Source organism: Pseudomonas sp. EU05-FHT14B02 (assembly GCF_058791055.1).
In genome coordinates this window covers 122,867-148,980 of sequence record NZ_JBYTDD010000004.1, presented here as the reverse complement: position 1 = coordinate 148,980, position 26,114 = coordinate 122,867, and the positions used below count along the sequence as shown (strand labels likewise).

The following is a 26,114-nucleotide window of genomic DNA, read 5'->3' as shown; positions in this document are numbered from 1 at the left end:
ATGAGTCTGCCGCTTTTTCCGCTCAATACAGTGCTGTTTCCAGGCTGCATCCTCGACTTGCAGATCTTCGAGGCGCGCTATCTGGACATGATCGGCCGCTGCATGAAGCAGGGCGGCGGGTTCGGCGTGGTGTGCATCCTCGAAGGTGAGGAAGTCGGGATCGCCCCGGCTGGTTACGCCTTGGTCGGGTGTGAGGCGCTGATCACCGATTTCAAGCAACAGGACAACGGCCTGCTGGGGATTCGGGTTCAGGGCGGACGGCGTTTCCATGTATTACGAACGGAAGTCCAGCGCGATCAGTTGACCGTCGCCGAGGTCGAGTGGCTGGAAGACGAACCCGAGCAGCCGTTGCAGGATGAGGACGCGGATCTGGTTGCATTGCTCAAGGCCCTGGCGGAACACCCGATGGTCGAAGCGTTGAACATGGGCACTGAGGCGACCGGGCAACAATCACTGGCCAATCAATTGGCGTACCTGTTGCCTTTCGCGGAACTGGACAAGATCGATCTGCTGCAACTTGATGATCCGCAGCAACGACTGGATGCGATTCAGGCGTTGTTGGATGAGTTGCAGGGGGAGTTGTTTGCCTGAGCAGCATTTGGCAAACATTGCACACGATTGCCAGCATTGCTGGGGGGGCGGTGTTTTGATTAGTTTGGGATTGCCCGCATGAAGCGGGTTATTCCAAAATATCAAAAGGATTTCAGTGATGACTATTTTCTCCAATGAGCGCGCAGCATGGGAAGCGGCCGCTGTAGGTTACCTGCTCAAGCATGCAAGTCTGGGTCAATCTTTCGAAGATACTGCAATCGCAGCAGGCCGGCTCGCTGATGCACTGATTCTGGAAATGCGTAAACGTCAACGTGCCTGATTGCAAATAGTTGAACGCGTTCAAAAAGAACCCCGTCATATTTCGCGGGGTTCTTTTTTTATGAGAGGCCGAGATAAAACTGCACTCTTTTTAGTAGGCATACCGCAACATCGTATGGGGCAAATGCCGCAATACGAAGAAGCCGAACAGGGCCACCAACGCCGGTAGCAGGAGCCACCAGACCTTGGTCGGCATTGCGTTCAGTGGTGCCTGACGTTGACTCAGCCAGAGGCTGGCTGCGCAGACGCAGGCTGCCAGCATTGCACCAGCCAATACATCCGTCGGCCAATGCGCGCCTAGGTAAACCCTGGAGAGGGCAATCGCCAAGGCTGGTATGCAACCCAGTAGTAACCAGGTCAATCGCATCCGTGGCGGTTGTCCACGCCCGGCAAGTACGGCGAGGGTTAGAAACAGCGCGAAAGAACCCGAAGCGTGACCACTTGGCATGCTGTAACTGGTCAGTGGATCGCTCAGGACTTCCGGACGTACGCGAGCGAAGAAGTGTTTGGTCGCGGTGTTGGCCAGTGCCGTGCAGAGCAAGGTGCTGGAGGCGAAGATCGCTTGCGGCCATTGCCTGGCGATCACCAGTAGCACTACGAACAAAGCACTGAACGCCAGCATGTTGCGGAATTCGCCGATCAGTGTGAAGACTACGGCTACTTCATCGAGCATCGAATTGCGATGCTCTTGCACCAGTGTCATCACGCCCTGATCGAACGCGCTCAGATGCGAATAGCCGATAAACAACCCTGCCAGAATCAGAAAACTCATGCCGGTGATGAACATCGTGGCATTGCGATGCCGGCGCAGGCTACTGGTTGCGCTCAAACCGACCATCACAGCAATGCTGCCGACAACAACCCCGGCCTGGAGCCAGAAGCCTTCGGGCAATGGCAAGCGGATTGCCGCGCCCGTGGCCCAGCCAGGCATCAGATAAGCCAACGACCAACCCGCGCCAGCCAACAGGCTGACAGCGAAGAAACGCGGGAAAGGCATGTCGCACATTCCGGCCACCATCGGCAGCATTGGCCGCAAGGGGCCGATAAAGCGCCCAACCAGCAGGCTGGCGATGCCGTAGCGCTGGAAGTATGACTCGGCTCCGGCGATCCATTCCGGATGATGGCGCAAGCCCGGCAGGCGCCGGATGTTCTGATGGAAGTGCCGTCCCAGAAAATACGAAATGACGTCGCCCAGCACCCCGGCGATGAAACCCAGCAAGAGCGTCTCACCGAGTGTCAGCGCGCCACTGCCTGCCAGTACCGCCACGGCGAACAGCAGCACCGTGCCGGGAACGATCAGTCCGGCAATCGCCAGGCATTCCACAAAGGCCACGATGAATACCGCTGCCGCCAGCCATTGCGGGTTGGCCGCCAACCATCCGGTCACGCTATCGAGCCATGGGCCCATAAAAACCACTCCATCAAATGTTCAATTTTCTACTTGTAGGCGCGAGCCTGCTCGCGATAGCGCACTTTGAGTCAACAGTGATGTTGATTGTGCTGACCTCATCGCGAGCAGACTCGCTCCTGCAGGGGATTCCTTCGGTTTCAAAAACCGGATCAGTCTCAGGACAGCACAAAATAATCGCGACCTTCGATCTGTCCCCGTCGTAGCGGGTTGCGCGTGCAATAAGCCGCGTAGGTCGCATCGACGAAGCGGTACATCAGGTGTTCATCGCGCCCGTGGGGAATGCCCAGACGCGTGGTCTGGATGATGTGGGCGGGCGTTTGCCCTACGTGTTCTACCAGCAGCACTTCATGGTCGAAGCGTTTGGCGTCCCATACCGGCACTTTCAGGCCCAGCGCCTTGCAGAGCAGGGTTTGCCCGGCACAGAGTTTTTGTGACGGGCGAGGGTGGTCCTGGGAATCGGGATTGTTCAGTAGCATCTGCGCCAGGCTGGCCGGCCCGCTCAATTGATCGACCCACGGGTAGGCGGATTTGATCAGTACCGCGTTTCCCGGCCCTTGAGCACTGAAGTTCAGTGAGTCGCCGCCCCGAGCGTAATACATATAGATGTGGCCGCCATCCAGAAACAAAGCCTTACGCTTTTCTGTGTAGCCGAGGGATGCGTGGCTGCCCTTTTCCGCGCAGTAGTAGGCCTCGGTCTCGATAATTCGGGCGCTGAGCCACAGGTCGCCCACTCGATGGCGAATGACTTTGCCCAGTAAATCCCGGGCCAGAACTTGCGCGTCACGGTCGAAAAACGCGTCCGGGAGGCCCGTGGGCAGGCTCGCGGTGGACGCTCGAACAGTCAGATTGGACATGATGACCGGCATTTGTCAGGGCTGAATGAGTCGTGATGATAACAATTTGCAGCTTAATCCCGGCTGAACATCGGCAATTTGCCCTCCATTTCGACCATCCGCCCGTCACCGCTGTTAGTCGGTGGGCGCGACAGCTATAATCTGTCGCTTTACTCTTTACCAAGACCTAATCAAAGACCACGCCAGACCATGACTGAGTCCGTTCTTGACTACATGACCCGCCTGGGTCGCGCTGCCCGCGAAGCTTCCCGCGTGATCGGCCGTGCCAGTACCGCGCAGAAAAACCGCGCCCTGCAGGCCGCCGCCAACGCGCTGGACGCTGCCCGCGCCGAGCTGACGGCGGCCAATGAACAGGATTTGGCTGCCGGTCGCGCCAATGGTCTTGAGCCGGCCCTGCTTGAGCGCCTGGCTCTGACCCCGGCGCGTATCGACGGCATGATCGTCGGCCTGCGTCAGGTGGCAGCCCTGCCGGACCCGGTCGGCGCTATCCGTGACATGAGCTTCCGTCCGTCCGGAATTCAGGTCGGCAAGATGCGCGTGCCACTGGGCGTGATCGGAATCATCTACGAGTCGCGACCGAACGTGACCATCGATGCGGCCAGTCTGTGCCTGAAGTCCGGTAACGCGACCATCTTGCGTGGCGGTTCCGAGGCCATTCATTCCAATCGTGCCATCGCCGCCTGCATTCAGCGTGGCCTGGCCGAGGCCGATCTGCCGGCCGCGGTGGTGCAGGTGGTCGAAACCACCGATCGCGCTGCCGTCGGCGCGCTGATCACCATGCCTGAATACGTTGATGTCATCGTGCCGCGCGGCGGTCGTGGCCTGATCGAACGCGTCAGCCGTGATGCCCGTGTCCCGGTGATCAAGCACCTGGACGGCATCTGCCACGTTTACGTGAGTGAACACGCCGATCTGGCCAAGGCACAGCGCATCGCGTTCAATGCCAAGACTTACCGTTATGGCATCTGCGGTGCCATGGAAACGCTGCTGGTCGATCAAACCGTCGCCAGGGAGTTCCTGCCGGCGATGGCGGCACAGTTCCGCGAAAAAGGCGTTGAGCTGCGCGGTTGCGAGCGTACCCGGGCAATCATCGATGCCGTGGCCGCTACCGAAGAAGACTGGAGCACCGAGTACCTGGCGGCGATTTTGTCGATCCGTGTGGTCGACGGACTGGGACAGGCCATCGAGCACATCAATCATTACGGTTCCCATCACACCGATTCGATTGTCAGCGAACACCAGGGCGACACCCGGCGTTTCGTGGCTGAAGTCGACTCCTCGTCGGTGATGATCAATACCCCGACATGCTTCGCAGATGGCTTCGAATACGGATTGGGTGCCGAGATCGGCATTTCTACTGATAAGCTGCACGCCCGCGGCCCGGTGGGCCTCGAGGGACTGACCTGCGAGAAGTACATCGTGGTCGGCGACGGGCAGTTGCGCGGACAGGAGCCGGTCTGACTTGGGCGACTTCGACCCGTCAGCCCCGGTCACCGTCAGCGAGCCAGCCCCTCGCCGCATTGGTGTGCTGGGCGGAACGTTCGACCCGGTGCACATCGGCCATTTGCGCGGTGCGCTGGAAGTCGCCGAAACACTTGCGCTCGATGAGTTGCGCCTGACACCCAGTGCCAGGCCACCCCATCGGGACAAGCCGCAGGTGTCGGCAAAAGACCGTCTGGCGATGGTCGAGTGCGCGGTGGCCGGTGTGGCGCCGTTGGTGGTGGATGCCCGCGAATTGCAGCGGGACAAACCGTCCTACACCATTGATACCCTGGAACTGATGCGCGCCGAACTGGCCGTATCCGACCAGGTTTTTCTGCTTTTGGGCTGGGACGCTTTTTGCGGCCTGCCCACTTGGCACCGCTGGGAAGAGTTGCTCCAGCATTGCCATATCCTGGTGTTGCAACGCCCGGATGCCGACAGCGAACCGCCGGATGCCTTGCGCAACCTGCTGGCAGCGCGCTCGGTGAGCGACCCGCTGGCCCTCAAAGGGCCGAGCGGACAGATTGCATTCGTCTGGCAGACACCGCTCGCGGTATCCGCCACCCAGATCCGTCAACTGCTGGCCAGCGGTAAGTCGGTACGTTTCCTGGTGCCCGACGCGGTCCTGGCCTACATCGATGCGCACGGACTCTACCGTGCGTCGAACTGAATAGGAGTGCCTCAAGGCACGTGGCAACAACGTGTATTGAAGCGCCCGAACAAACGAGCAAAACGAGTTTTATATGACGAGCAACAACGAAAGCAAAGTAAAACGCAAAGGCACATTCAAGAGTGCCCCGCTGCCGGAAAAGGTCCTCGCCGCCGAGCCGCCTAAAGGCGACGAGCTGGTCAAGATCGCCGTAGCCGCCCTTGAAGACGTCAAGGCCCAGGATGTGCTGGTGATTGATGTTCGCGACAAGCAGAGCATCACTGACTACATGATCATCGCCACCGGTACCTCCAACCGCCAGATCGGCGCGATGCTGGACAAGGTTCGCGAGGCCGTCAAAGCCCTGGGTATCAAGCCGTTGGGTGAAGAAGGCAAGGGCGACAGCGACTGGGTGCTGTTGGACATGGACGACGTGATCGTTCACATGATGACCTCCAACGCCCGTCAGTTCTACGACCTGGAGCGCCTGTGGAAAGGTGCCGAGCAGAGCCGTGCGGCCGATGGCAAGCACCACAGCCCTGAAGTTGGTCACGAGCACTTCAACAAGCTCAACAAAGACCAGGAATAAGGGACCGCCGTGCGACTGCGACTGATCGCCGTCGGTTCACGCATGCCCAAGTGGGTGGAAGAAGGCTGGCATGAATATGCCAAGCGTCTTCCGTCCGAGCTGGCGCTGGAACTGGTGGAAATTCCGCTCAATACCCGTGGCAAGAACGCCGACGTGGCCCGTTTCATCCGTCAGGAAGGCGAAGCCATGCTGGCCAAGGTCGGGCCGAACGAGCGGATTGTCACTCTCGAAGTCCATGGCAAGCCCTGGAGTACCGAGCAACTGGCGGTCGAGCTCGATCGCTGGCGGCTGGACTCGCGCACTGTCAACTTCATGGTCGGTGGCCCCGAAGGGCTGGCGCCGGAAGTCTGTGCCCGGGCTGACCAGCGCTGGTCGTTGTCGCCGCTGACCTTGCCGCACCCGCTGGTGCGGATCCTGATCGGCGAACAGATGTACCGTGCCTGGACCGTGCTGTCCGGTCACCCTTACCACAAGTAGTTCTGCCCTCATGTCCCAGCCGATCCGCATCAAGGACCACGAAAAAGACGCCCGTCTGGTGCGTGGTCGCGTCGTGTTCGGGGCCATTGCAGTGGTGGCGCTGATTGCGGTGCTGATCGCGCGCCTGTATTTCCTGCAGGTGATCCAGTACGAGTACCACTCGACCCTGTCGGAAAACAACCGCGTCCACGTGCAGCCGATTCCGCCGACTCGCGGGCTGATTTTCGACCGCAACGGCGTGGTGATTGCCGATAACCGGCCGAGTTTCAGCCTGAGCATGACCCGCGAGCGTTCCGGCGACTGGCAGCAGGTGCTCGACGTGATCGTCGAAGTGCTGGAACTGACGCCCGAGGACCGGGTGATCTTCGAGAAGCGCATGCGTCAGGGGCGCCGGCCGTTCGAGCCGGTGCCGATCCTGTTTGAGCTGAGCGAAGAGCAGATCGCCCGGATCGCCGTTAACCAGTTCCGCCTGCCGGGCGTGGAAGTGGTCGCGCAGTTGGTTCGTCACTATCCCCAGGGGGCGCACTTTGCTCACTCGGTGGGCTACATGGGGCGGATCAACGAGAAAGAGCTCAAGTCGCTGGACCCGGTCAATTACAGCGGCACCCACCACATCGGCAAAACCGGCATCGAGCGTTTCTACGAGCCTGAATTGCACGGCCAGGTGGGTTACGAGGAAGTCGAGACCAACGCCAGGGGCCGCGTACTGCGCGTGCTCAAGCGTACCGATCCGATTCCCGGCAAGGACATCGTCCTGAGCCTGGACATCAAATTGCAGGAAGCCGCCGAAGCTGCGCTCGGTGGTCGTCGTGGCGCGGTAGTAGCGCTGGACCCGAAAACCGGCGAAGTGCTTGCGATGGTCAGCCAACCGAGTTTCGACCCGAACCTGTTCGTCACCGGCATCAGCTTCAAGGCCTATTCCGAGCTGCGCGACTCCATCGACCGGCCGCTGTTCAACCGCGTGCTGCGTGGCCTGTACCCGCCGGGTTCGACCATCAAGCCCGCGGTGGCGATTGCCGGTCTGGACGCGGGCGTGGTGACGGCGTCGTCGCGAGTGTTCGACCCGGGTTACTACATGCTGCCCAACTACGATCACAAATACCGTAACTGGAATCGCACCGGTGACGGTTTCGTCGATCTCGATACGGCGATCATGCGTTCCAACGACACCTACTTCTATGACCTGGCCCACAAGCTGGGGATCGATCGGCTGTCGGCATACATGACCAAATTCGGCATCGGCCAGAAAGTCTCCCTGGACATGTTTGAAGAGTCGCCGGGGTTGATGCCGTCCCGAGAATGGAAACGTGCGACCCGCCGGCAGGCGTGGTTCCCGGGTGAAACGCTGATTCTGGGGATCGGCCAGGGCTATATGCAGTCGACCCCGTTGCAACTGGCCCAGGCCACCGCTCTGGTCGCCAACAAAGGCGTCTGGAACCGTCCACACCTGGCCAAGACTATCGAGGGCGTGAAGCCGGTGGATGAGAATCCGATGCCGGACATCATCCTGCGTGACCCCTCGGACTGGGCCAAGGTCAACCACGGCATGCAGCAGGTTATGCATGGTGCCCGTGGTACGGCGCGCAAAGCCTCTATCGGCGCGCAATACCGGATCGCCGGCAAGTCGGGTACGGCCCAGGTGGTCGCGATCAAGCAGGGTGAGAAGTATGACCGTTCCAAGGTTCAGGAGCGCCATCGCGACCACGCCCTGTTCGTCGGTTTTGCGCCGGCCGACGACCCGAAAATCGTGGTGTCGGTGATGGTCGAGAACGGCGAGTCCGGCTCCGGCGTCGCCGCGCCAGTGGTGCGCCAAATCATGGATGCCTGGCTCCTGGACCAGGACGGTCGGTTGAAGCCCGAATACGCCAGCCCTATCAGTGCAGAGGCTACCGCCCGTGATGAATAACTTCGATCGCATGCTCTCCAGTGAGGATGTGATGCGTCGCCGTGCGACGCTGCTGCAACGCCTGCACATCGACGGCCCGTTGCTGATCCTGCTGCTGACCCTGGCGGCCGGCAGCCTGTTCGTACTCTATTCGGCCAGTGGCAAAAGCTGGGATCTGCTGGCCAAACAAGCCACTTCTTTCGGCATCGGTCTGGTGTCGATGATTGTCATCGCCCAGTTCGAGCCACGCTTCATGGCCCGCTGGGTCCCGGTGGGTTATGTGATCGGCGTGCTGTTGCTGGTAGTCGTCGACATCATGGGTCACAACGCCATGGGCGCTACCCGCTGGATCAACATTCCCGGGGTGATCCGCTTCCAGCCTTCGGAGTTCATGAAGATTCTGATGCCGGCGACTATCGCCTGGTACCTGTCCAAGCGCACCTTGCCGCCGCAACTCAAGCATGTGGGGGTGAGCCTGTTCCTGATCGGCTTGCCATTCATCCTGATCGTGCGTCAGCCCGACCTCGGCACTTCATTGCTGATTCTGGCGGGGGGCGCCTTCGTGCTGTTCATGGGGGGGCTGCGCTGGCGCTGGATCCTCAGTGTGCTCGCTGCCGCCGTGCCGGTGTCCGTGGCCATGTGGTATTTCGTTATGCACGATTACCAGAAGCAGCGCGTCCTCACGTTCCTTGACCCGGAAAGTGACCCGCTAGGCACCGGCTGGAACATCATCCAGTCCAAGGCCGCCATCGGCTCTGGTGGTGTGTTCGGCAAGGGCTGGTTGCTGGGCACCCAGTCGCACCTGGACTTCCTGCCGGAAAGCCATACCGACTTCATTATTGCCGTATTGGGTGAAGAGTTCGGCCTGGTGGGGATCTGCGCACTGTTGCTGATCTACCTGCTGTTGATCGGCCGCGGCCTGGTGATTACCGCCCAGGCGCAGACATTGTTCGGCAAGTTGCTCGCGGGCAGCCTGACCATGACGTTTTTTGTTTATGTTTTCGTCAACATCGGTATGGTCAGTGGCCTGTTGCCGGTGGTGGGGGTGCCGTTGCCGTTCATTAGCTACGGAGGAACTTCGCTGGTGACGCTACTGTCAGCGTTTGGGGTTTTGATGTCGATCCATACCCATCGCAAGTGGATCGCGCAGGTTTGAATAAGGTGAAATTTTCGATGCAAGTAATGCGTGGCTGGGCGACTCGATACGCGCCATGGGTCAGCCTGGTAAGCATCCTTGGCACCATGCCGGACGCGTTGGCCGGCGACTACGAAGGCTCACCCCAAGTGGCCGAATTCGTCGGTGAAATGACCCGCGACTACGGTTTCGCCGGTGAACAATTGATGGGTGTGTTCCGTGAGGCCGAGCGCAAGCAGTCGATTCTGGACGCCATCTCCAAACCTGCCGAACGGGTCAAGCAGTGGAGCGAGTATCGCCCGATGTTCATCACCGATGCGCGAATAGCCCGGGGTGTGGATTTCTGGCGTCAGCACGAAACGGTGTTGGCTCGTGCCGAACAGGAATACGGCGTGCCGGCCCAGGTGATTGTCTCGATCATCGGTGTTGAAACCTTTTTCGGCCGTAATACCGGAAATTTCAGGGTGATCGATGCCTTGTCGACCCTGGGTTTCGACTATCCTCCCCGTGCCGAGTTTTTCCGCAAGGAGTTGCGTGAGTTCCTGCTACTTGCCCGCGAAGAGCAGGTCGATCCGTTGACGCTCAAAGGCTCCTACGCTGGCGCAATGGGATTGCCGCAGTTCATGCCGAGCAGTTTCCGTGCTTATGCAGTGGATTTCGACGGTGATGGCCATATCAACATCTGGACCAATCCGGATGATGCCATTGGCAGTGTTGCCAGTTACTTCAAGCACCATGGCTGGGTCGCCGGCGAACCGGTAGTCAGCCGCGGCGATGTCCGTGGCGACCAGGTCGACGAAGGTTTGACCACAGGTATCGAACCGACGAAAACCGTGGGGGAGTTGCGAGCCCTGGGGTGGTCAAGTCATGATGCGCTGCGCGATGATATGCCGGTTACTGCGTTCCGCCTGGAAGGCGACAATGGCACCGAGTACTGGATGGGCCTGAAGAATTTTTACGCGATCACGCGATATAACCGCAGCGTGATGTACGCCATGGCCGTACATCAACTGTCTGAACAGCTGGTCCAAGCACGGGGCGTCAAGTAATGCGGGCATTGCCTATCAATAAACCCCTGAAGCTGATGGCATTCGCCGCGTTGGCAATGCTGGTCGCCAGTTGTTCGACCAGCCGTGCGCCGGCCCAGAAGACCAGCAGCACCGCTGTGCGCACGACGCCGGGGCTGGACATCAACCGCGCCCACAAGGATGGCGCGCCATGGTGGGATGTCGATGTTTCGCGTATCCCGGACGCCACGCCCACCCTGCACACCGGCCCGTACAAGGCCGCTCCTTACTCGGTACTGGGCAAAACCTACTTTCCGCTGCAGGAGTCAAAGACCTACGTGCAGTCGGGCACGGCGTCCTGGTACGGCACCAAGTTCCACGGCCAGAACACCGCCAACGGCGAAGTCTATGACCTGTACGGCATGAGCGCTGCCCACAAGACTCTGCCACTGCCAAGTTACGTTCGGGTGACCAACCTGGACAACAACAAGAGCGTGATCCTGCGAGTCAACGACCGTGGGCCGTTCTATTCGGACCGGATCATCGATTTGTCCTACGCTGCCGCCAAGAAACTCGGTTACGCCGAAACCGGCACCGCGCGGGTCAAGGTCGAAGGCATCGACCCGCAGCAATGGTGGGCTGCCAAGGGCCGTCCGGCACCATTAATGCTCAACGAACCGAAAGTCGCGCAGAATAGCGCCCCGGTGATCACGGCCTCGGCCGGCACCGTCGAGCAATGGACGCCGCCGCCGCAGCAACACGCCGCCGCGGTGGTGCCCGTGCAACTCGATGCAAAAAAAAACGCTTCTGTAGCAGCCTCTGGCCAGTATCTGCAGGTGGGCGCGTTCGCCAACCCGGACGCTGCAGAACTCCTGAGATCGAAGCTCAGCGGGATGGTGAACGCTCCGGTGTTCATCAGCTCGATCGTGCGCAATCAGCAGACCCTGCATCGGGTGCGCATGGGGCCAATCGGTTCGCCGGGTGAAATCCAGCAGGTGCAGAACAGTGTGCGCCTGGCCAATCTCGGCTCGCCGAGTGTGGTCACGGAGTAATACGTAGAGCTTGATTGACGGTTCGTCTGCGGTATTGGGGGGCGAACCAGGTTGTTGACTCGTTGAAGAACAAAAGCCCGGCAAGGGTGACTGAGTGAGCAACTGAACACGCGATGACTCGTTAGAAAGTCATTTGATTAGTTTTGCCCTTGGGCAAGTTTCCATTAGCGATTTCGAGAGACGGATGAACATCACCACCTTTGCCAAACGCCTGTTCCTGCTAGTCCCGCTGCTTCTCTCACCCGCCGCGTTCGCGGTCGAGATGATGCCTTCGCCACCACAACTGGCCGCCAAGGCCTATGTGCTCATGGATGCCAGCAGCGGCAACGTGCTGGTCGAGAACAACGGTGACCAGCGTCTGCCGCCGGCCAGCCTGACCAAGCTGATGACCGCGTACATCGCGACTCTGGAAATCCGTCGTGGCCAGATCGGTGAAAACGATCCGGTGACCGTCAGCGAAAACGCCTGGCGTACCGGCGGTTCGCGGATGTTCATCAAGGTCGGCTCGCAGGTGACTGTCAGCGACCTGTTGCACGGCATCATCATCCAGTCGGGCAACGACGCCAGCGTCGCACTCGCCGAGCACATCGCCGGCAGCGAAGACGCGTTCGCCGACATGATGAACAAAACTGTTGGCGACCTGGGCATGACCAACAGCCACTTCATGAACCCGACCGGTCTGCCGAACCCTGAGCACTACTCGTCGGCTCACGACATGGCCGTACTGGCTCGCGCGATCATCCACGAGGACCCGGCTCACTATGCGATCTACTCGCAGAAAGAGTTCTTCTGGAACGGCATCAAGCAACCGAACCGCAACCTGCTGCTGTGGCGCGACAAGACCGTTGACGGCTTGAAAACCGGTCACACAGACGAAGCCGGCTATTGCATGGTGTCTTCGGCCGTACGTGATGGCATGCGTCTGATCGCCGTGGTCTTCGGCACCAACAGCGAAGTGGCCCGTGCCGCCGAAACCCAGAAGCTGCTGACCTACGGTTTCCGTTTCTTCGAAACCCAGACCTTCTATCAGAAGGGCACCGAGCTGGCTCAGGCTCCGGTCTGGAAAGGCTCCACCAACCAGGTCAAGGCTGGCCTGGCGCAAGACCTGACCATGACCTTGCCAAAAGGCCAGCTGAAGAAGCTCGCTGCCAGCATGACCATGAACCCGCAACTGATCGCGCCAATCGCCAAGGGCGACGTGATCGGTAAAGTCGAAGTCAAACTGGACGACAAGGTGGTGCACAGCGCCGATCTGATCGCTCTGGATGGCGTCGAAGAGGGTGGTATCTTCCGCCGCATGTGGGATAGCATCCGTCTATTCTTCTACGGCTTGTTCAACTGATAGTGTGCACCTGCATGGCCCTGCGCTGATCCGGCGCGGGGCTTTGCCGTCGCCACGGCTTACGCTTACGAGGCCGTTACGCCATGACCGATACCGAAGTAAAGGCGCCAAAGATCGAGTTCCCTGCCAATGATTACCCGGTTAAGGTGATCAGCGACACCGGCGTGGGTAACAAGGACAGAATCATCGACATCGTCCGCAAATATGCAACGATCAACGATGAGCGTGTTGATGAGCGCCAGAGCAGCAACGGCAAATACACCACCATACAGTTGCACATCGTCGCGACCGACCAGGATCAGCTGTACAACATCAACAGCGAACTGCGGGCAACCGGTTTCGTGCACATGGTGCTGTGATGTCCGGGGTGCTGGGCTTTCGCGAGCTCGGCCAGATGGCTTACGAGCCGGTCTGGCATGCCATGCAACGCTTCACCAACGAACGCGGCAACGATGCCGCCGACGAGATCTGGCTGGTGGAACACCCTGCGGTGTTCACCCAGGGCCAGGCCGGCAAGGCCGAGCATCTGCTGCTTCCCGGTGATATTCCGGTGGTGCAGGTCGACCGTGGTGGTCAGGTGACCTACCACGGCCCTGGCCAACTGGTGGCTTATCTGCTGCTGGACGTGCGCAAGCTCGGGTTTGGCGTGCGCGATCTGGTCAGCCGGATGGAGCAATGCCTGATCGAGCTGCTGGCCAGTTACGGTGTCACCGCCGTGGCCAAGCCCGATGCGCCGGGTGTCTACGTCGACGGGGCGAAAATCGCCTCCCTGGGTCTTCGGATCCGCCACGGCTGTTCCTTTCATGGCCTGGCCTTGAACGTGGACATGAACCTGGAACCGTTTCGACGGATTAATCCCTGCGGCTACGCCGGGCTGGCGATGACCCAGCTGAGCGATCACGCAGGATCGATTGAATTTGCCGAGGTAAGTGCCCGGCTGCGCGCGCAGCTCGTCAAACACCTCGACTATGCTGAGCAGACGACCCTGACGGGCGGAATCGACTGATATGACTACTGATGCAGTGCAAACCATGATCCCGACGCTCGATGTCACCGAGCGCCCGGCCCCGCGTCCCAAGGTTGAAGCCGGCGTCAAGCTGCGCGGCGCCGAAAAGGTTGCACGCATCCCGGTGAAGATCATTCCGACCACCGAACTGCCGAAGAAGCCGGACTGGATTCGCGTCCGCATCCCGGTTTCGCCGGAAGTCGATCGCATCAAGGCCCTGTTGCGCAAACACAAGTTGCACAGCGTGTGCGAAGAAGCTTCCTGCCCGAACCTGGGCGAGTGCTTCTCCGGCGGCACCGCGACCTTCATGATCATGGGTGACATCTGCACCCGTCGCTGCCCGTTCTGCGACGTCGGCCACGGCCGTCCGAAGCCGCTGGACGTCAACGAGCCGGAAAGCCTGGCCATTGCCATCGCCGACCTGCGCCTGAAGTACGTGGTGATCACTTCGGTGGATCGCGACGACCTGCGTGACGGCGGTGCCCAGCACTTTGCCGACTGCATCCGCGAAATCCGCAAGCTGTCGCCGAACGTGCAGCTCGAAACCCTGGTCCCGGACTACCGTGGCCGCATGGACATCGCGCTGGAAATCACCGCCGCCGAGCCGCCGGATGTGTTCAACCACAACCTGGAAACCGTGCCACGCCTGTACAAGGCTGCACGTCCGGGTTCGGACTACCAGTGGTCGCTGACCCTGCTGCAACGCTTCAAGCAGATGATGCCGCACATTCCGACCAAGTCCGGCCTGATGCTGGGGCTGGGCGAGACCGACGAAGAAGTCATCGAAGTCATGAAGCGCATGCGCGAGCACGACATCGACATGCTGACCCTCGGTCAGTACCTGCAACCTTCCCGCAGCCACTTGCCGGTCCAGCGCTTCGTGCACCCGGACACCTTCGCCTGGTTCGCCGAGGAAGGTTACAAGATGGGCTTCAAGAACGTCGCTTCCGGTCCATTGGTTCGCTCCTCGTACCACGCCGACGAGCAGGCGAAGCTGGTCAAGGCCGAACTGATGTCGTCCTGATCGACTGTGAAACATAAAACGCCTGCAAGGTTTCAAAGCCTTGCGGGCGTTTTTTTGCCTGGCCTACGACAACGGCTGCCTTTTCCTGCAATCTGCGGGGCAACGGTTCCTCTTCTGTTTGTTCCCGTTCCTGACTACTGTGTGCTGATGTTTTCACGCAGGGAGATTCACGGATGACCGCTCGACCGACCCTCACCCTTTGCCCCCATGCTCCCGTCCCGGCACTGCCGTCGGAAGGCATGATCGGCGTTATCGCACCCGCCGGTCCCGCACCACTGGACACCGACAAGGCGGTGCAATGGATGCGTGCCCGGGGTTATTCACTGAAAGTGTTTCCCGGGGTCTACAAAAAAAACGGCTACCTGGCCGGTAGTGACGAGGTGCGACTCGACGATCTGCATGCAGCATTCGCCGACAGCGAGGTGGATGCGATCATCTGCCTGCGCGGTGGTTACGGTACGCCCCGGCTACTTGATCGCATCGATTTTGATTTGCTGCGTGACAACGCCAAGCCGTTCGTCGGCTACAGCGACATCACTGCGCTGCATTTGGCGATCAGTCGTTATGCCGGCTTCGTGACCTTTCATGGTCCGTTGCTCAATGCCGACCTGCTGGGTGAGAAGCAAATACCTACCGAGTCTTCGTTCTTCAACATGCTGCGAGGGGCGGTGAGGGCCGGAACAGTGCTGGCGCATCCGGTGGCCTACCCGCTGACCACGATCGAGCCAGGCGTGGCTCACGGGCGCTTGCTCGGTGGCAATCTGGCCATGATCGCCGCGACCATGGGCACGCCCTACGAGATCGACGCCGAGGGCGTCATTCTGTTGATCGAGGATATCAACGAGCCGCTGTATCGCATCGACCGGTTGCTCACCCATCTGCGGCTGGCAGGCACGTTGCACAAGCTGCGCGGTGTGTTGGTCGGGGATGTGGCGGGGGTTGAGGTGGCGGCGCTGGACAGGTTGCTCAAGCAGATCTTCGAGCCATTGAAGATTCCGGTGCTGTCCGGGTGGCGCAGCGGCCATTGCGACCCGAACCTGACATTACCCATGGGGGCGCTGGTCAGGTTGGATGCCGGAAACAAGGAATTGGTGCTGGAGCAGGATGTGGTGGTCAGGCGCTAGATTTTTATCGCCTGTCAGTCAGTCTTCGCGGGCAAGCCCGCTCCCACAGTGTTCGCGTCGTGCACAAATCATGTGAACGCCCCTGAACCTGTGGGAGCGGGCTTGCCCGCGATGCTTTTAGCGGTTACGCAGTCCTTCGAGCAACTTGTGCGTCGGATACCCATCTGCCGGCCAGCCAAACGACTGTTGGGCGCTGCGGATAGCCTTGCGGGTGTTGGCGCCGATGATCCCGTCGGCGGTGCCTGCGTCATAATTTTGCGCGCTCAACAGGGTTTGCAGTTCGATCCGCTCGGTACGGCTCAGAGGCAGGTCATCCTTTGGCCACGTACCGCTGATCAAGCCAGCGCCATTGAAGCGTTCGGACAACAGGCTGACCCCCAGGGCATAGGACGACGAATTGTTGTACTTGAGAATCGCACGAAAGTTGTCGAGCACAAGGAACGCGGGGCCGCGGTAGCCAGCCGGCAATAGCAGTGCCGCAGACAGTTGCTCCGAGCCTGCCGGGGCCTGGCCGCCATTGGGCAGCGTAACGCCCAGTTGGCGCCACTCGGCAACACTCTTGCGAATCGTGCCATCGGCCAGTACGTAGTTGAAGCCGCTCGGCAGCTGGACTTCAAAGCCCCACGGCTGACCTCTCTGCCAGCCGGAGCTTTGCAGGTAATGCGCGGTCGAGGCCAGGGCATCAGCCGAACTGCTCCAGATATCGCGACGGCCGTCGCCGTCGAAATCGACCGCGTGGGTGTTGTAGGTGGTCGGGATGAATTGGGTCTGGCCCATGGCGCCGGCCCAGGAACCGAGCATTTTTTCGGGTTCGATGTCGCCTTGTTGAAGGATTTGCAGGGCCGCGATCAATTGTGCGTGGGCGAAGCCGGGACGGCGGCCTTCGTAGGCCAGGGTCGCCAGCGAGTTGATCACCGACTTGCTGCCCTGGAACTGGCCAAAATTGCTTTCCATGCCCCACACGGCCACCAGCGCCTGACGATCAACGCCATAACGCTGCTCGATGCCTTGCAGGATGTTGGCGTACTGGTCGATCAGTGACTGGCCTTTGCGTACCCGCAGCGGCGACAACGCGCCATCGAGGTATTCCCACACCGGTTTTGCGAATTCCGGTTGGCTGCGATCGGCACGAATCACACTGGGGTCGAAGCTGACATTGGCGAAAGCGCGATCAAACAGATCGGCACGGATACCAGCGGCCAGGGCATCCTTGCGGAAACCCGCCTGCCATTCGGCAAATGTCTGGGTAGGCTGGATATCGAGGTTCTCACCCGTCGGAATCACCGGCGGAACAACCGCCGGGGCGGTAGCGACAGGAGGTGTCTGAAGCGGCTGAGCATCGGCTGCGGTCGGTTTTTCCGCACAGGCGACTAGCAAAACAAGGCTGGAGGCAGCGATCAATTGGCGTAAGTGCCAACGATGGGGAAGACAAAAGGGCATGCACGGGTCCAGGGAATACGAATCAGGTACAGACCTTAACATGTTGAAGGGGTGTTCTGCTTTACGCAGCCAGAAAGTAAGAAGCCTCCCAGCTGTCAGACTGGAAGGCTTCGCGGCGGTAGCTGCCTTTGCCCTTGGTGGGGCGTTCCTGGCGGCTGCGGAATAAAGGCTGGGCGATGATGGATTTGGCCTTGTTGGGGCCATGCTTTGATGGCTTTTTGCTCATGATGGTGCCTCGTAAGTGAGTGGTTTTTGCGAGGCAAATCATCTGCCGAAGTTGAGGGGCTGTCTAGTACCGGTGGCTATCGGAAAAAGCGCCGTTCTTTGTAGGAGCGAGCTTGCTCGCGGAGCACTTGAGGGCGCTGCGTTAAATCAGAAAGTCTGCGTTATTGTTAACGATCATCGCAAGCAAGCTCCTACAGGGGCGGTGTTATTCAGCGGGTAGGGTTAAGCGTTGCCCGGCCATCAACAACGTCAGCCGGCTCAGGCTCATCCACGGAGACCCGGCCGCCTGGCCCTTGATCTGCGCGTCGATGCGCTGCGCTTCGAGCAGCAATTGCGCCCAGCGTTGCGCCGAGTAGCGTTGCAGGGCTTTGCTCATCAAGGGTTTTCGTTTGTCCCAGACCGGAGGTTTGGCCTGGCTGAAAGCTTTGTCCAACGGCGTGCCCTGACTGTATTGCAGCGAAATATTGGCCAGCAGGCGCAACTCTCTAGCCAGGGCCCAGAGAATCACCGGCGGCTCGACGCCTTCACCGCGCAACCCTTCGAGCATGCGCAAGGCATGGGCTGCTTCACCATTGAGAACCGCATCGGTCAGGCCAAAGACGTCGAAGCGCGCACTGTCGGCTACCGCAGCCTGCACGGTTTCAACGGTGATCTGACCCCTTTCGGCCATCAGTTTGAGCTTTTCGATTTCCTGGGCGGCGGCCAGCAAGTTGCCCTCTACTCGTGCGGCGATCAGCTCTACGGCGTCCTGGCTGGCGGAAAGACCGGCCTGGGACAAACGTTGGCGGATCCAGCTTGGCAGTTGGGCGACATCGACCGGCCAGATCTGCACGAACTGGGTCTGTTGTCCTTCGACCAGCGCCTTGCCCCACTTGGTTTTCTGTGCGCTGCCATCGAGTTTCGGCAAGCTGATCAGCAGCACGGTGTCGTCGGCCGGGCGCGAGCAGTACTCGATCAGCGCGGCGGCGCCCTTGTCGCCGGGTTTGCCGGACGGCAGGCGCAGTTCCAGCAGGCGCTTTTCGGCGAACAGCGACATGCTGGCGCCGGCTTGCAGCAGCGTCCCCCAGTCGAAACTGGCGTCGGCGGCAAACACCTGGCGTTCATCGAATCCCTGCTGACGGGCGGCAGCGCGAACAGCGTCGGCTGCCTCCTGGCACAACAACGGGTCATCGCCGCTGATGATATAGACCGGCGCAAGGGCGCCTTGGAGGTGTTTGGCGAGTTGGGCGGGGGCGAGTTTCATAATTGAGGGCGAACGGGGCGCACAGGCGCCCCGTAAGTCTTACTGCTGTGGCAGTTCGACAGGCGACTGACGCGGGGTATCCGCTTCAGCCTTCTTTGCCGCTTCCAGCGCTGCGGCATCAGCCTTGGCCTTGGCTTCGGCAGTCTGCTGCAACTGGTCCAGTTGGGTAGGGCTCAGTTGTTCCAGGCGCAGCATCATGCGTTGAACCAACTCCCGGCGGCCTTCTGTGCGGGCCGTTGCGGCTTCCTGGTCGGATCCCACCAGGTTGTTGCCGTCGTGCATATAGATCTTCTGCACTTCAAGCTTGTCGCTCAACAGGGGCAGATCGCCGCGACCACGGATGTCGTAGCTCAACACGGTGGTGACCTGGTACTCGCCGGCACGACCGGCACCTGCATAGCTGAGGATGCGCTGGCTTTCCTGTTCATTGGTCAGTACCAGCTTGTAAGGCGCGCCGGTATAGACGTTGACGCCGCTGCCAATCAGTACCTGACGCAACTGAGTCACGGTTTCGCCATAAGCGTTACGGGCGCTCAGATCGAGTTCCTTGATCGCCAGTTGATTGGTGCCGGTGCCGCGCAGCTGGAAACCACAGGCGCTCAGCAGAACCGCGAGGCCCATCACCAGCAGATTGCGTTTGATCATCTTGTTGCTCCCCTTGAAACCATGTGGGCCGATCAAGCGACCCGAAAGGTTTTACTCGGCGCCAGGCTCACCTGGCGCCTGATCCAATTAGCTGGCGACGATATTGACCAGTTTCCCGGGCACTACAATCACTTTACGAATAGTCAGACCGTCGACGAAGCGCAGCACGTTCTCGTTGGCGCGGGCGGCGGCTTCGACTTCTTCACGGGTGGCACTGGCCGGCATTTCGATGTGACCACGCAGCTTGCCGTTGACCTGAATCACCAGTTGCAGGCTGTCCTGTACCAACGCACTGTCATCCACCACCGGCCAACCGGCGTCGATCACAGGATCGGCGTGACCCAGTTGATTCCACAGCTCGTGGCTGATGTGCGGGGTGATCGGAGCCAACAGCAGAGTCACGGTTTCCAGACCTTCGTGAATCAGTGCGCGATCCTGGTCGGTGCCTTGCGCGGCTTTTTCCAGTACGTTCATCAGCGTCATCACCTGAGCGATGGCAGTGTTGAACTTGTGGTTCTGGCCGACATCCTGGCTGGCCTGCTTGATGGCCAGGTGGATCGAGCGACGAACGACTTTCTGCTCGTCATTCAGGCTGGCGACGTCCAGTTTGCCCGGCAGGCCCTGAGTGACGTGGGCTTGAGCCAGGCGCCAGACGCGCTTGAGGAAGCGGTGCGAACCTTCGACGCCGGAGTCGGACCATTCCGCGCTCATGTCAGGTGGCGAGGCGAACATCATGAACAGGCGGCAGGTGTCTGCGCCGAACTGGTCGATCATCGACTGTGGGTCGACACCGTTGTTCTTCGACTTGGCCATCTTCTCGGTGCCGCCGATTTCCACCGGCAAGCCGTCGGCTTTCAACTTGGCGCTGATAACCTTGGCCTTGCTGTCACGCTCAAGCTCGACGTCCGCCGGGTTGAACCAGGTGTAAGCGCCATTGGCTTCGCGGCGGTAGTAAGTCTCAGCGATCACCATGCCCTGGGTCAGCAGGTTCTTGAACGGCTCGTTGGAGCTCACCAGGCCTTCGTCGCGCATCAGCTTGTGGAAGAAGCGCGCATAGAGCAGGTGAAGAATCGCGTGTTCGATACCGCCGATGTACTGATCCACCGGCAGCCAGTGGTCGGCCGCCGATTTTTCCACCAGGCCGCCTTCAAAGTGCGGCGAGGCGTAGCGGGCGTAGTACCACGAGGACTCTACGAAGGTGTCCATGGTGTCGGTTTCACGCTTGGCAGGCTGGCCGCATTTAGGGCAGCTGCACTCGTAGAACTCGGGCATGCGCGCCAGTGGCGAGCCGGCGCCATCGGGTACGACGTCTTCCGGCAGCACGACAGGCAGTTGATCTTCCGGTACCGGCACGTCACCGCAGGTGCCGCAGTGGATGATCGGGATCGGGCAGCCCCAGTAGCGCTGGCGGCTGATGCCCCAGTCGCGCAGGCGGAATTGGGTGCGCGAAGCGCCCAGTTCTTTCTTGATCAGCGCGACTTCGATCGCGTCGAAGGCGCCCGCGAAGTCCAGGCCGTCGAACTCGCCGGAATTGATCAGCGTGCCGTACTCGCCGTAGGCGTCTTGCCATGGCGCCGGGTTGCTGTCACCGGAGCTGGTGCGTACCACGGATTTGACCGGCAGGTTGTATTTGTGGGCGAATTCGAAATCGCGCTCGTCGTGGGCAGGAACAGCCATGACCGCGCCGTCGCCGTAATGCATCAGCACGTAGTTGGCGACCCATACCGGTAGCTTTTCACCGGTCAGTGGATGCTCAACGAACAGGCCGGTCGGCAGGCCTTTTTTCTCTTGAGTCGCAACGTCGGCTTCCGCAACGCTGCCGCCCTTGCATTCAGCGATGAACGCTTGCAGCTCAGGGTTGTTCTGTGCGGCCAGGGTGGCCAGGTGGTGCTCGGCGGCGACGGCAACGTAGGTCGCGCCCATCAGGGTGTCAGGACGGGTGGTGAAGACTTTCAGCGCGCCCGCTTCGCCGATGGAATCGACGTTGTACGGGAACTGCACTTCCATGCCGCGGGACTTGCCGATCCAGTTGCGCTGCATGGTCTTGACCTGTTCAGGCCAGCCAGTCAGTTCGTCCAGGCTCTCCAGCAGTTCATCCGCGTAGGCGGTGATCTTGAAGTAGTACATCGGGATTTCGCGCTTTTCGATCAGCGCGCCGGAACGCCAGCCGCGACCGTCGATCACCTGTTCGTTGGCCAGGACGGTCTGGTCGACCGGGTCCCAGTTCACGGTGCCGCTTTTTTTGTAAATCACGCCTTTTTCGAACAGGCGGGTGAACAGCCATTGTTCCCAGCGGTAGTAATCGGGCTTGCAGGTGGTCACTTCACGGGACCAGTCCACCGCCAGGCCCAGGCTGCGCAGCTGGGATTTCATGTAGGCAATGTTTTCGTAGGTCCACTTGGCGGGCGCTACGTTGTTCTTCATCGCGGCGTTTTCCGCCGGCATGCCGAAGGCATCCCAACCCATGGGTTGCAGAACATTCTTGCCTTGCATGCGCTGGTAGCGGGAGATCACGTCGCCGATGGTGTAGTTGCGCACGTGCCCCATGTGTAGCTTGCCGCTGGGGTAAGGGAACATCGACAGGCAGTAGTAAGTCTCCTTGCCTGGCTGTTCACTGACTTCAAAGGACTTTTGCTCGTCCCAGAACGACTGGGCGGCGGCTTCGATTTCACGGGGCTGATATTGTTCGTGCATGGCTACTTTTGAACTGAATAGGGGTGGCCTAATCCTCTTCAATGCAACGCTGGACGCTGATCACGCCGCATTGGCGTTTTCGATGTCCAGCCGAGCTGGAAGTGGAGTTACAGGAAGCGCCGTAGCATACATGACCGCGCTCTACCGAGGGAAACCCTGATTGCTGCCGCGCGTCCCGCAAAAACCGCCGCGAGGGCCGTTGGTCGCGGCGCTCAGCCGGTTTGTTCATGGAAGCTAAGCTCTAACTGGGGAGTAGGTCTTATCTTCCAATGAGGTGAGGGATGGTTGAGTCACAGCAAAAAGCTACAAAACCGGAGCTGTACGAAAGGCTGATCGATCGTCTGGCCCTGGCCTTGGAAGCGGCAAGAACTGCTGGCCGGTTGCGCGACGTACGCCCTCTGGAACTGGAACTGCGTGGCCTGAGCCCCGCAGAGTATGCACTGGTCAAGGCGTATCTCGATCGCAGTGAGCGTGAGACGCACGGATGCTTGTCAGAGGCGGTAAAGCAACTCGACGCACCACGTTCAGCCAAGATCATCTGGCTCAAGGACAAGGTTCCCGGCAGAGACGCGGTAAAGGTCCGGTCTTTGCAGTTCAAATAAGACACAGAGCCGTGCTCCATGGTTTTTTGAAGCATAGTTCTTCTGTATTGATTGTCGCATTGCGCTAACCCACTTAGGCTTCGGGCATCTCCAGGAGATGCTCGATGCCTTTTCGTTACTTTGTAAAACAACTTCTTTTGCCCCCCGGCATTCTATTGCTGCTGCTTTTGCTTGCCTGGTGGTTGCGCCGCTCAAGGCCAAGGCTCGCCGGTGTGTGCTTTGCACTGGGGTTGGGGGGGCTTTGGCTGATGAGCCTGCCGGTGGTGGTGCAGTGGAGTGCCAGCCTGCTCGAGCGTGAGCCACCGCTGGCCCGCGATGAATGGGCCGTGCTGGGGCAGCGCGCGGACGCCATTGTCGTCCTTGGTTCCGGACGCGAACGCGGTGACTTGGCCTGGGGTTCCGACCAACCCACGGGTGTAGGCCTTGAGCGTCAGCGCTTTGCCGCGCGATTGTCCAAGGCTTCCGGCCTACCGGTACTGACCAGCGGCGGATTGCATTACGGCACTCCGCCAAGCGAAGCGCAGATGATGGCTGACTCTTTGCGCGACGATTTTGGTGTGACCGTGCGCTGGCAGGAAGGGCGCAGCCGCACGACCTGGGAAAATGCGCAGTTCAGCGCCCAGGTGTTGCTGCCACAGGGCATCAAGCGTGTGGTGCTCGTGACTCATGCCGGGCATATGCCACGAGCGGTCTGGAGTTTCCGCAAGGCCGGGTTTGAGGTAGTGCCGGCACCGGTAGGGTTTCTGAGCGGCGACAATGCGCGGCCACTGGGAGGCTGGATGCCGGAATTCAAGGCGATCTGGCAGAACGGGCAGTTGATGAACGAGGCGGTGGGGCAGGTCGGTTATTCGATGTTCTACTGAGGTGATGTCGGTGCTGGTCGATGAGGTGCCTGTGATGCTGCCTTCGCGAGCAAGCCCGCTCCCACACTGGATTTTGTGTACGACGCCGATCAAATGTGGGAGCGGGCTTGCTCGCGAAGCTTTTAAACGGTTTTAGCCATCCGACTGGCGATCAGCGCCCAGCCAAACAACAACACGCAGAGAATGAGCAATGGCCACGAACGCCATTCCAGGTACGGCGTGAGGTTGTGCATCGGCACCACTTCGCCATACAGGATGCCGCGTTCGAACTGCGGGATCTGATCGGTAATCTGACCGAACGGGTTGATCAGACCGGACACGCCGTTGTTGGTGGCGCGGATCATCCAGCGGCCGGCCTCCAGCGCACGCATCTGCGCCATCTGCAGGTGTTGCAGCGGGCCAATGGAGGTGCCGAACCAAGTGTCGTTGCTGATTGTCAGCAACAGGTCGCTGCGGGCGGCGAGGCTGGCGGCGAACTCCGGGTACACCACTTCATAACAGATGTACGGCGCGATCTGATAACCCTTGGCTTGCAGCAACGGCTGGTCAGATGGTCCGCGGGCAAAGTCCGACATCGGCAGATCGAAGAAAGCGATCAACCCGCGCAACACATCCTCCAGCGGAACATACTCACCAAACGGCACGAGTTTTTGCTTGAGGTAGGTGCCGTCGCCTTCGCCGACAGCGGTGATGCCATTGAAGAAGCGCTTCTCGTGGTGGACCTCCATGCGGACCGGGACGCCGGTAATCAGCGCCGATTTACGCTCGGCCGCGAAGCTGCCCATCATGTTCAGGTAGCCCTCGGCGGACTCCTTGAGCACCGGGATCGCCGTTTCTGGCCAGATGAGAAGGTCGACTCGCCTGGAGCTGAAACTCATGTCGCGATACAGCGCCAGTTGCGCGTTGAGCTGCGTCGGGTCCCACTTCATGCTTTGTTCGATATTGCCTTGAATGGCGGCGACGCTCAGTGGCGGGCCCGACGGGCTGGTCCAGGCGTGGTGCTTGAGCGCGATGCCGGCCAGCCACGGACCGACCAGCAGCAAAACACCGGCAGCGATGAAGCCTTTGCGTCCCGTGCGAACCAGGCGCATGCCGTTGTAGATCAACGCCGCTGTCAGGGCCAGGGTGAAGGAAATCAGCCACATCCCGCCGATAGGTGCGAGCCCGGCCAGCGGGCCATCGAGTTGGCTGTATCCGGAATACAGCCACGGGAAGCCTGTCAGGAACCAGCCGCGGAAGGCTTCCTGGCCGACCCACAGCGCTGCGAAGGCCAGGGCGTCGGCCAGCGGCGCTTCATTTCGGCGTAACCAGCGCGCCCATATCCAGGCGGGCAGGGCAAAGAACCAGGCAATTGCCGCCGTGAAGAGCAGCATCAGGAAACCGGCCAGCAATACCGACGCGCCGCCGAAGTGGTGAATGCTGTAGTAGATCCAGCTGGTGCCGGCACCGAACAGGCCGAAACCGAAACACCAGCCGCGCCCTAGTGCCTGACGTGGGCTCAGCTCGCGCAGGCCGGCATAGAACAGGCCGACGGCGAGCAGTGCCAGGGGCCAGATATCGAACGGCGCCAGGGCCAGTGTGGTGATTGCACCGGCCGCCACGGCCAGCAGGTTACCGGGCCAGCCGGGGCGGGTTGTCCAGCGCATTTCAATCCTTAGCGAGCAATGGGCGTCAGGCGAAGCAAGTGAATCCGACGGCTGTCGGCGTTCAGGATGCGGAAGCGGTACGGGCCGATTTCAGTGATTTCGTTACGTTTTGGCAAATGCCCGAACGCGCTCATCACCAGGCCACCAACGGTGTCGAATTCGTCGTCGGAGAACTCGCTGTCGAAAAATTCGTTGAAGTTCTCGATCGGTGTCAGGGCCTTGATCAGGAAGTCACCGCTGGGCAGCGGCTTGATGTAGCTGTCTTCTTCGACGTCATGCTCGTCTTCGATGTCGCCGACGATCTGTTCCAGCACGTCTTCGATGGTCACCAGACCTGCCACGCCGCCGTACTCGTCAATGACGATGGCCATGTGGTTGTGGTTGGCGCGAAACTCGCGCAGCAGCACGTTAAGGCGCTTGGACTCCGGCACGAAGGTGGCTGGTCGCAGGAGGTCCTTGATGTTGAAGCTGTCGCCGTTCTCCCTGAGGATCAACGGCAGCAAGTCCTTGGCCAGCAGCACGCCCATCACGTCATCGTGGCTTTCGCCGATCACCGGGTAACGGGAGTGGGCCGAGTCGACCACGGCAGGCAGGAATTCGCGCGGTGTCTGGGTCGCCTTGATGCTGACCATCTGCGAGCGCGGGACCATGATGTCCCGGACCTGCAAGTCAGCTACCTGGATGGCGCCTTCGACGATGGCCAGCGCTTCACTGTCCAGTAGTTTGTTCTGGTGTGCATCGCGCAGCAGTTCCAGCAGCTCCTGGCGGTTTTTCGGCTCGTGGGCAAAAGCCTGGGTGAGCTTACCCAGCCATGACTTCTGCCCGTTGCTCGATCGATCTTCGCTCATA

General features: G+C 60.3%; 26 protein-coding genes. 17 read left to right on the top strand and 9 right to left on the bottom strand.

Going from position 1 to position 26,114, the window contains the following annotated elements; all coding sequences use genetic code 11:
- Together AC3WTM_RS06065 and AC3WTM_RS06060 are read left to right on the top strand one after the other, a co-directional pair.
- The gene (locus AC3WTM_RS06065) at positions 1-591 is read left to right on the top strand and encodes an LON peptidase substrate-binding domain-containing protein (RefSeq protein ID WP_046041675.1); all 591 of its coding nucleotides are present in this window, start codon (positions 1-3) and stop codon (positions 589-591) included.
- 118 nt (positions 592-709) lie between these two features.
- Positions 710-871 (top strand): hypothetical protein, encoded by a 162-nt coding sequence (locus tag AC3WTM_RS06060; RefSeq protein WP_158247450.1) that lies wholly within the window; start codon positions 710-712, stop codon positions 869-871.
- 90 nt (positions 872-961) lie between these two features.
- Here the strand turns inward: AC3WTM_RS06060 and AC3WTM_RS06055 are convergent, their stop codons facing one another.
- Both AC3WTM_RS06055 and AC3WTM_RS06050 read right to left on the bottom strand, forming a co-directional pair.
- Positions 962-2,278: a bifunctional DedA family/phosphatase PAP2 family protein gene (locus tag AC3WTM_RS06055; protein WP_102670772.1), complete on the bottom strand. Its 1,317-nt coding sequence runs from the start codon at positions 2,276-2,278 to the stop codon at positions 962-964.
- A 158-nt stretch (positions 2,279-2,436) separates the two neighbouring features.
- Positions 2,437-3,135: a DNA-3-methyladenine glycosylase gene (locus tag AC3WTM_RS06050; RefSeq protein ID WP_102670822.1), complete on the bottom strand. Its 699-nt coding sequence runs from the start codon at positions 3,133-3,135 to the stop codon at positions 2,437-2,439.
- Between the two features lie 189 nt (positions 3,136-3,324).
- Between AC3WTM_RS06050 and AC3WTM_RS06045 the strand changes: the two genes are divergently transcribed.
- The 13 genes from AC3WTM_RS06045 (at position 3,325) to AC3WTM_RS05985 (ending at position 15,907) form a co-directional block, all read left to right on the top strand.
- Positions 3,325-4,596 (top strand): glutamate-5-semialdehyde dehydrogenase, encoded by a 1,272-nt coding sequence (locus AC3WTM_RS06045; RefSeq protein ID WP_102670774.1) that lies wholly within the window; start codon positions 3,325-3,327, stop codon positions 4,594-4,596.
- A gap of 1 nt (position 4,597) precedes the next feature.
- Positions 4,598-5,287 carry a nicotinate-nucleotide adenylyltransferase gene (nadD, locus tag AC3WTM_RS06040; RefSeq protein WP_007975898.1) on the top strand — a complete coding sequence of 230 codons (690 nt, stop codon included), beginning with the start codon at positions 4,598-4,600 and terminating at the stop codon, positions 5,285-5,287.
- A gap of 73 nt (positions 5,288-5,360) precedes the next feature.
- Positions 5,361-5,855 (top strand): ribosome silencing factor, encoded by a 495-nt coding sequence (gene rsfS / locus AC3WTM_RS06035; RefSeq protein WP_007975896.1) that lies wholly within the window; start codon positions 5,361-5,363, stop codon positions 5,853-5,855.
- 9 nt (positions 5,856-5,864) lie between these two features.
- Entirely contained in the window at positions 5,865-6,332 is a 468-nt protein-coding gene (gene rlmH, locus AC3WTM_RS06030; protein WP_008052376.1) for a 23S rRNA (pseudouridine(1915)-N(3))-methyltransferase RlmH, read from the top strand.
- Positions 6,333-6,342: 10 nt separating this feature from the next.
- The gene (mrdA, locus tag AC3WTM_RS06025; RefSeq protein ID WP_102670775.1) at positions 6,343-8,238 is read left to right on the top strand and encodes a penicillin-binding protein 2; all 1,896 of its coding nucleotides are present in this window, start codon (positions 6,343-6,345) and stop codon (positions 8,236-8,238) included.
- Positions 8,239-8,269: 31 nt separating this feature from the next.
- Positions 8,270-9,373: a rod shape-determining protein RodA gene (gene rodA / locus AC3WTM_RS06020; protein WP_173677931.1), complete on the top strand. Its 1,104-nt coding sequence runs from the start codon at positions 8,270-8,272 to the stop codon at positions 9,371-9,373.
- 17 nt (positions 9,374-9,390) lie between these two features.
- The gene (mltB, locus tag AC3WTM_RS06015; protein WP_102670777.1) at positions 9,391-10,401 is read left to right on the top strand and encodes a lytic murein transglycosylase B; all 1,011 of its coding nucleotides are present in this window, start codon (positions 9,391-9,393) and stop codon (positions 10,399-10,401) included.
- Positions 10,401-11,411 (top strand): septal ring lytic transglycosylase RlpA family protein, encoded by a 1,011-nt coding sequence (locus AC3WTM_RS06010; RefSeq protein WP_102670778.1) that lies wholly within the window; start codon positions 10,401-10,403, stop codon positions 11,409-11,411. Before mltB ends, AC3WTM_RS06010 begins: the two co-directional genes overlap by 1 nt.
- 184 nt (positions 11,412-11,595) lie before the next feature.
- Complete coding sequence (locus tag AC3WTM_RS06005; RefSeq protein ID WP_102670779.1) at positions 11,596-12,753, top strand: D-alanyl-D-alanine carboxypeptidase family protein; 1,158 nt, start codon at positions 11,596-11,598, stop codon at positions 12,751-12,753.
- A gap of 83 nt (positions 12,754-12,836) precedes the next feature.
- On the top strand, positions 12,837-13,112 hold the full coding sequence (locus AC3WTM_RS06000) for a DUF493 domain-containing protein (protein ID WP_008052383.1): 276 nt from the start codon (positions 12,837-12,839) through the stop codon (positions 13,110-13,112).
- Positions 13,112-13,759, top strand: a complete 648-nt coding sequence (gene lipB, locus AC3WTM_RS05995; RefSeq protein ID WP_046041686.1) for a lipoyl(octanoyl) transferase LipB — start codon at positions 13,112-13,114, stop codon at positions 13,757-13,759. The genes AC3WTM_RS06000 and lipB overlap by 1 nt, the downstream gene beginning before the upstream one ends.
- 25 nt (positions 13,760-13,784) lie before the next feature.
- Positions 13,785-14,783 (top strand): lipoyl synthase, encoded by a 999-nt coding sequence (gene lipA, locus AC3WTM_RS05990; RefSeq protein ID WP_162130289.1) that lies wholly within the window; start codon positions 13,785-13,787, stop codon positions 14,781-14,783.
- A 173-nt stretch (positions 14,784-14,956) separates the two neighbouring features.
- Positions 14,957-15,907, top strand: a complete 951-nt coding sequence (locus AC3WTM_RS05985; protein WP_102670780.1) for a S66 peptidase family protein — start codon at positions 14,957-14,959, stop codon at positions 15,905-15,907.
- Between the two features lie 117 nt (positions 15,908-16,024).
- Here AC3WTM_RS05985 and AC3WTM_RS05980 read toward each other — a convergent pair whose 3' ends face one another.
- The 5 genes from AC3WTM_RS05980 to leuS all read right to left on the bottom strand — a co-directional run bounded on the left by AC3WTM_RS05980 (position 16,025) and on the right by leuS (position 22,154).
- Complete coding sequence (locus AC3WTM_RS05980) at positions 16,025-17,347, bottom strand: lytic murein transglycosylase (RefSeq protein WP_102670781.1); 1,323 nt, start codon at positions 17,345-17,347, stop codon at positions 16,025-16,027.
- A gap of 61 nt (positions 17,348-17,408) precedes the next feature.
- Positions 17,409-17,573 carry an alternative ribosome rescue factor ArfA gene (gene arfA / locus AC3WTM_RS05975; protein ID WP_003228536.1) on the bottom strand — a complete coding sequence of 55 codons (165 nt, stop codon included), beginning with the start codon at positions 17,571-17,573 and terminating at the stop codon, positions 17,409-17,411.
- 204 nt (positions 17,574-17,777) lie between these two features.
- Positions 17,778-18,815: a DNA polymerase III subunit delta gene (holA, locus tag AC3WTM_RS05970; RefSeq protein ID WP_102670782.1), complete on the bottom strand. Its 1,038-nt coding sequence runs from the start codon at positions 18,813-18,815 to the stop codon at positions 17,778-17,780.
- A 39-nt stretch (positions 18,816-18,854) separates the two neighbouring features.
- The gene (locus AC3WTM_RS05965) at positions 18,855-19,460 is read right to left on the bottom strand and encodes an LPS-assembly lipoprotein LptE (protein WP_102670783.1); all 606 of its coding nucleotides are present in this window, start codon (positions 19,458-19,460) and stop codon (positions 18,855-18,857) included.
- An 87-nt stretch (positions 19,461-19,547) separates the two neighbouring features.
- On the bottom strand, positions 19,548-22,154 hold the full coding sequence (leuS, locus tag AC3WTM_RS05960) for a leucine--tRNA ligase (RefSeq protein ID WP_102670784.1): 2,607 nt from the start codon (positions 22,152-22,154) through the stop codon (positions 19,548-19,550).
- 281 nt (positions 22,155-22,435) lie between these two features.
- On the opposite strand from leuS, the gene AC3WTM_RS05955 reads away from it, so the two are divergent.
- The gene (locus AC3WTM_RS05955) at positions 22,436-22,756 is read left to right on the top strand and encodes a hypothetical protein (protein ID WP_102670785.1); all 321 of its coding nucleotides are present in this window, start codon (positions 22,436-22,438) and stop codon (positions 22,754-22,756) included.
- Positions 22,757-22,860: 104 nt separating this feature from the next.
- Positions 22,861-23,619, top strand: coding sequence for a YdcF family protein (locus AC3WTM_RS05950; protein ID WP_102670786.1), 759 nt, complete (start codon positions 22,861-22,863; stop codon positions 23,617-23,619).
- Positions 23,620-23,741: 122 nt separating this feature from the next.
- Here AC3WTM_RS05950 and lnt read toward each other — a convergent pair whose 3' ends face one another.
- Together lnt and AC3WTM_RS05940 are read right to left on the bottom strand one after the other, a co-directional pair.
- Complete coding sequence (gene lnt / locus AC3WTM_RS05945) at positions 23,742-25,265, bottom strand: apolipoprotein N-acyltransferase (protein WP_102670787.1); 1,524 nt, start codon at positions 25,263-25,265, stop codon at positions 23,742-23,744.
- An 8-nt stretch (positions 25,266-25,273) separates the two neighbouring features.
- Positions 25,274-26,113, bottom strand: a complete 840-nt coding sequence (locus AC3WTM_RS05940; RefSeq protein ID WP_046028710.1) for a CorC family transporter — start codon at positions 26,111-26,113, stop codon at positions 25,274-25,276.
- Position 26,114: the final 1 nt, after the last annotated feature.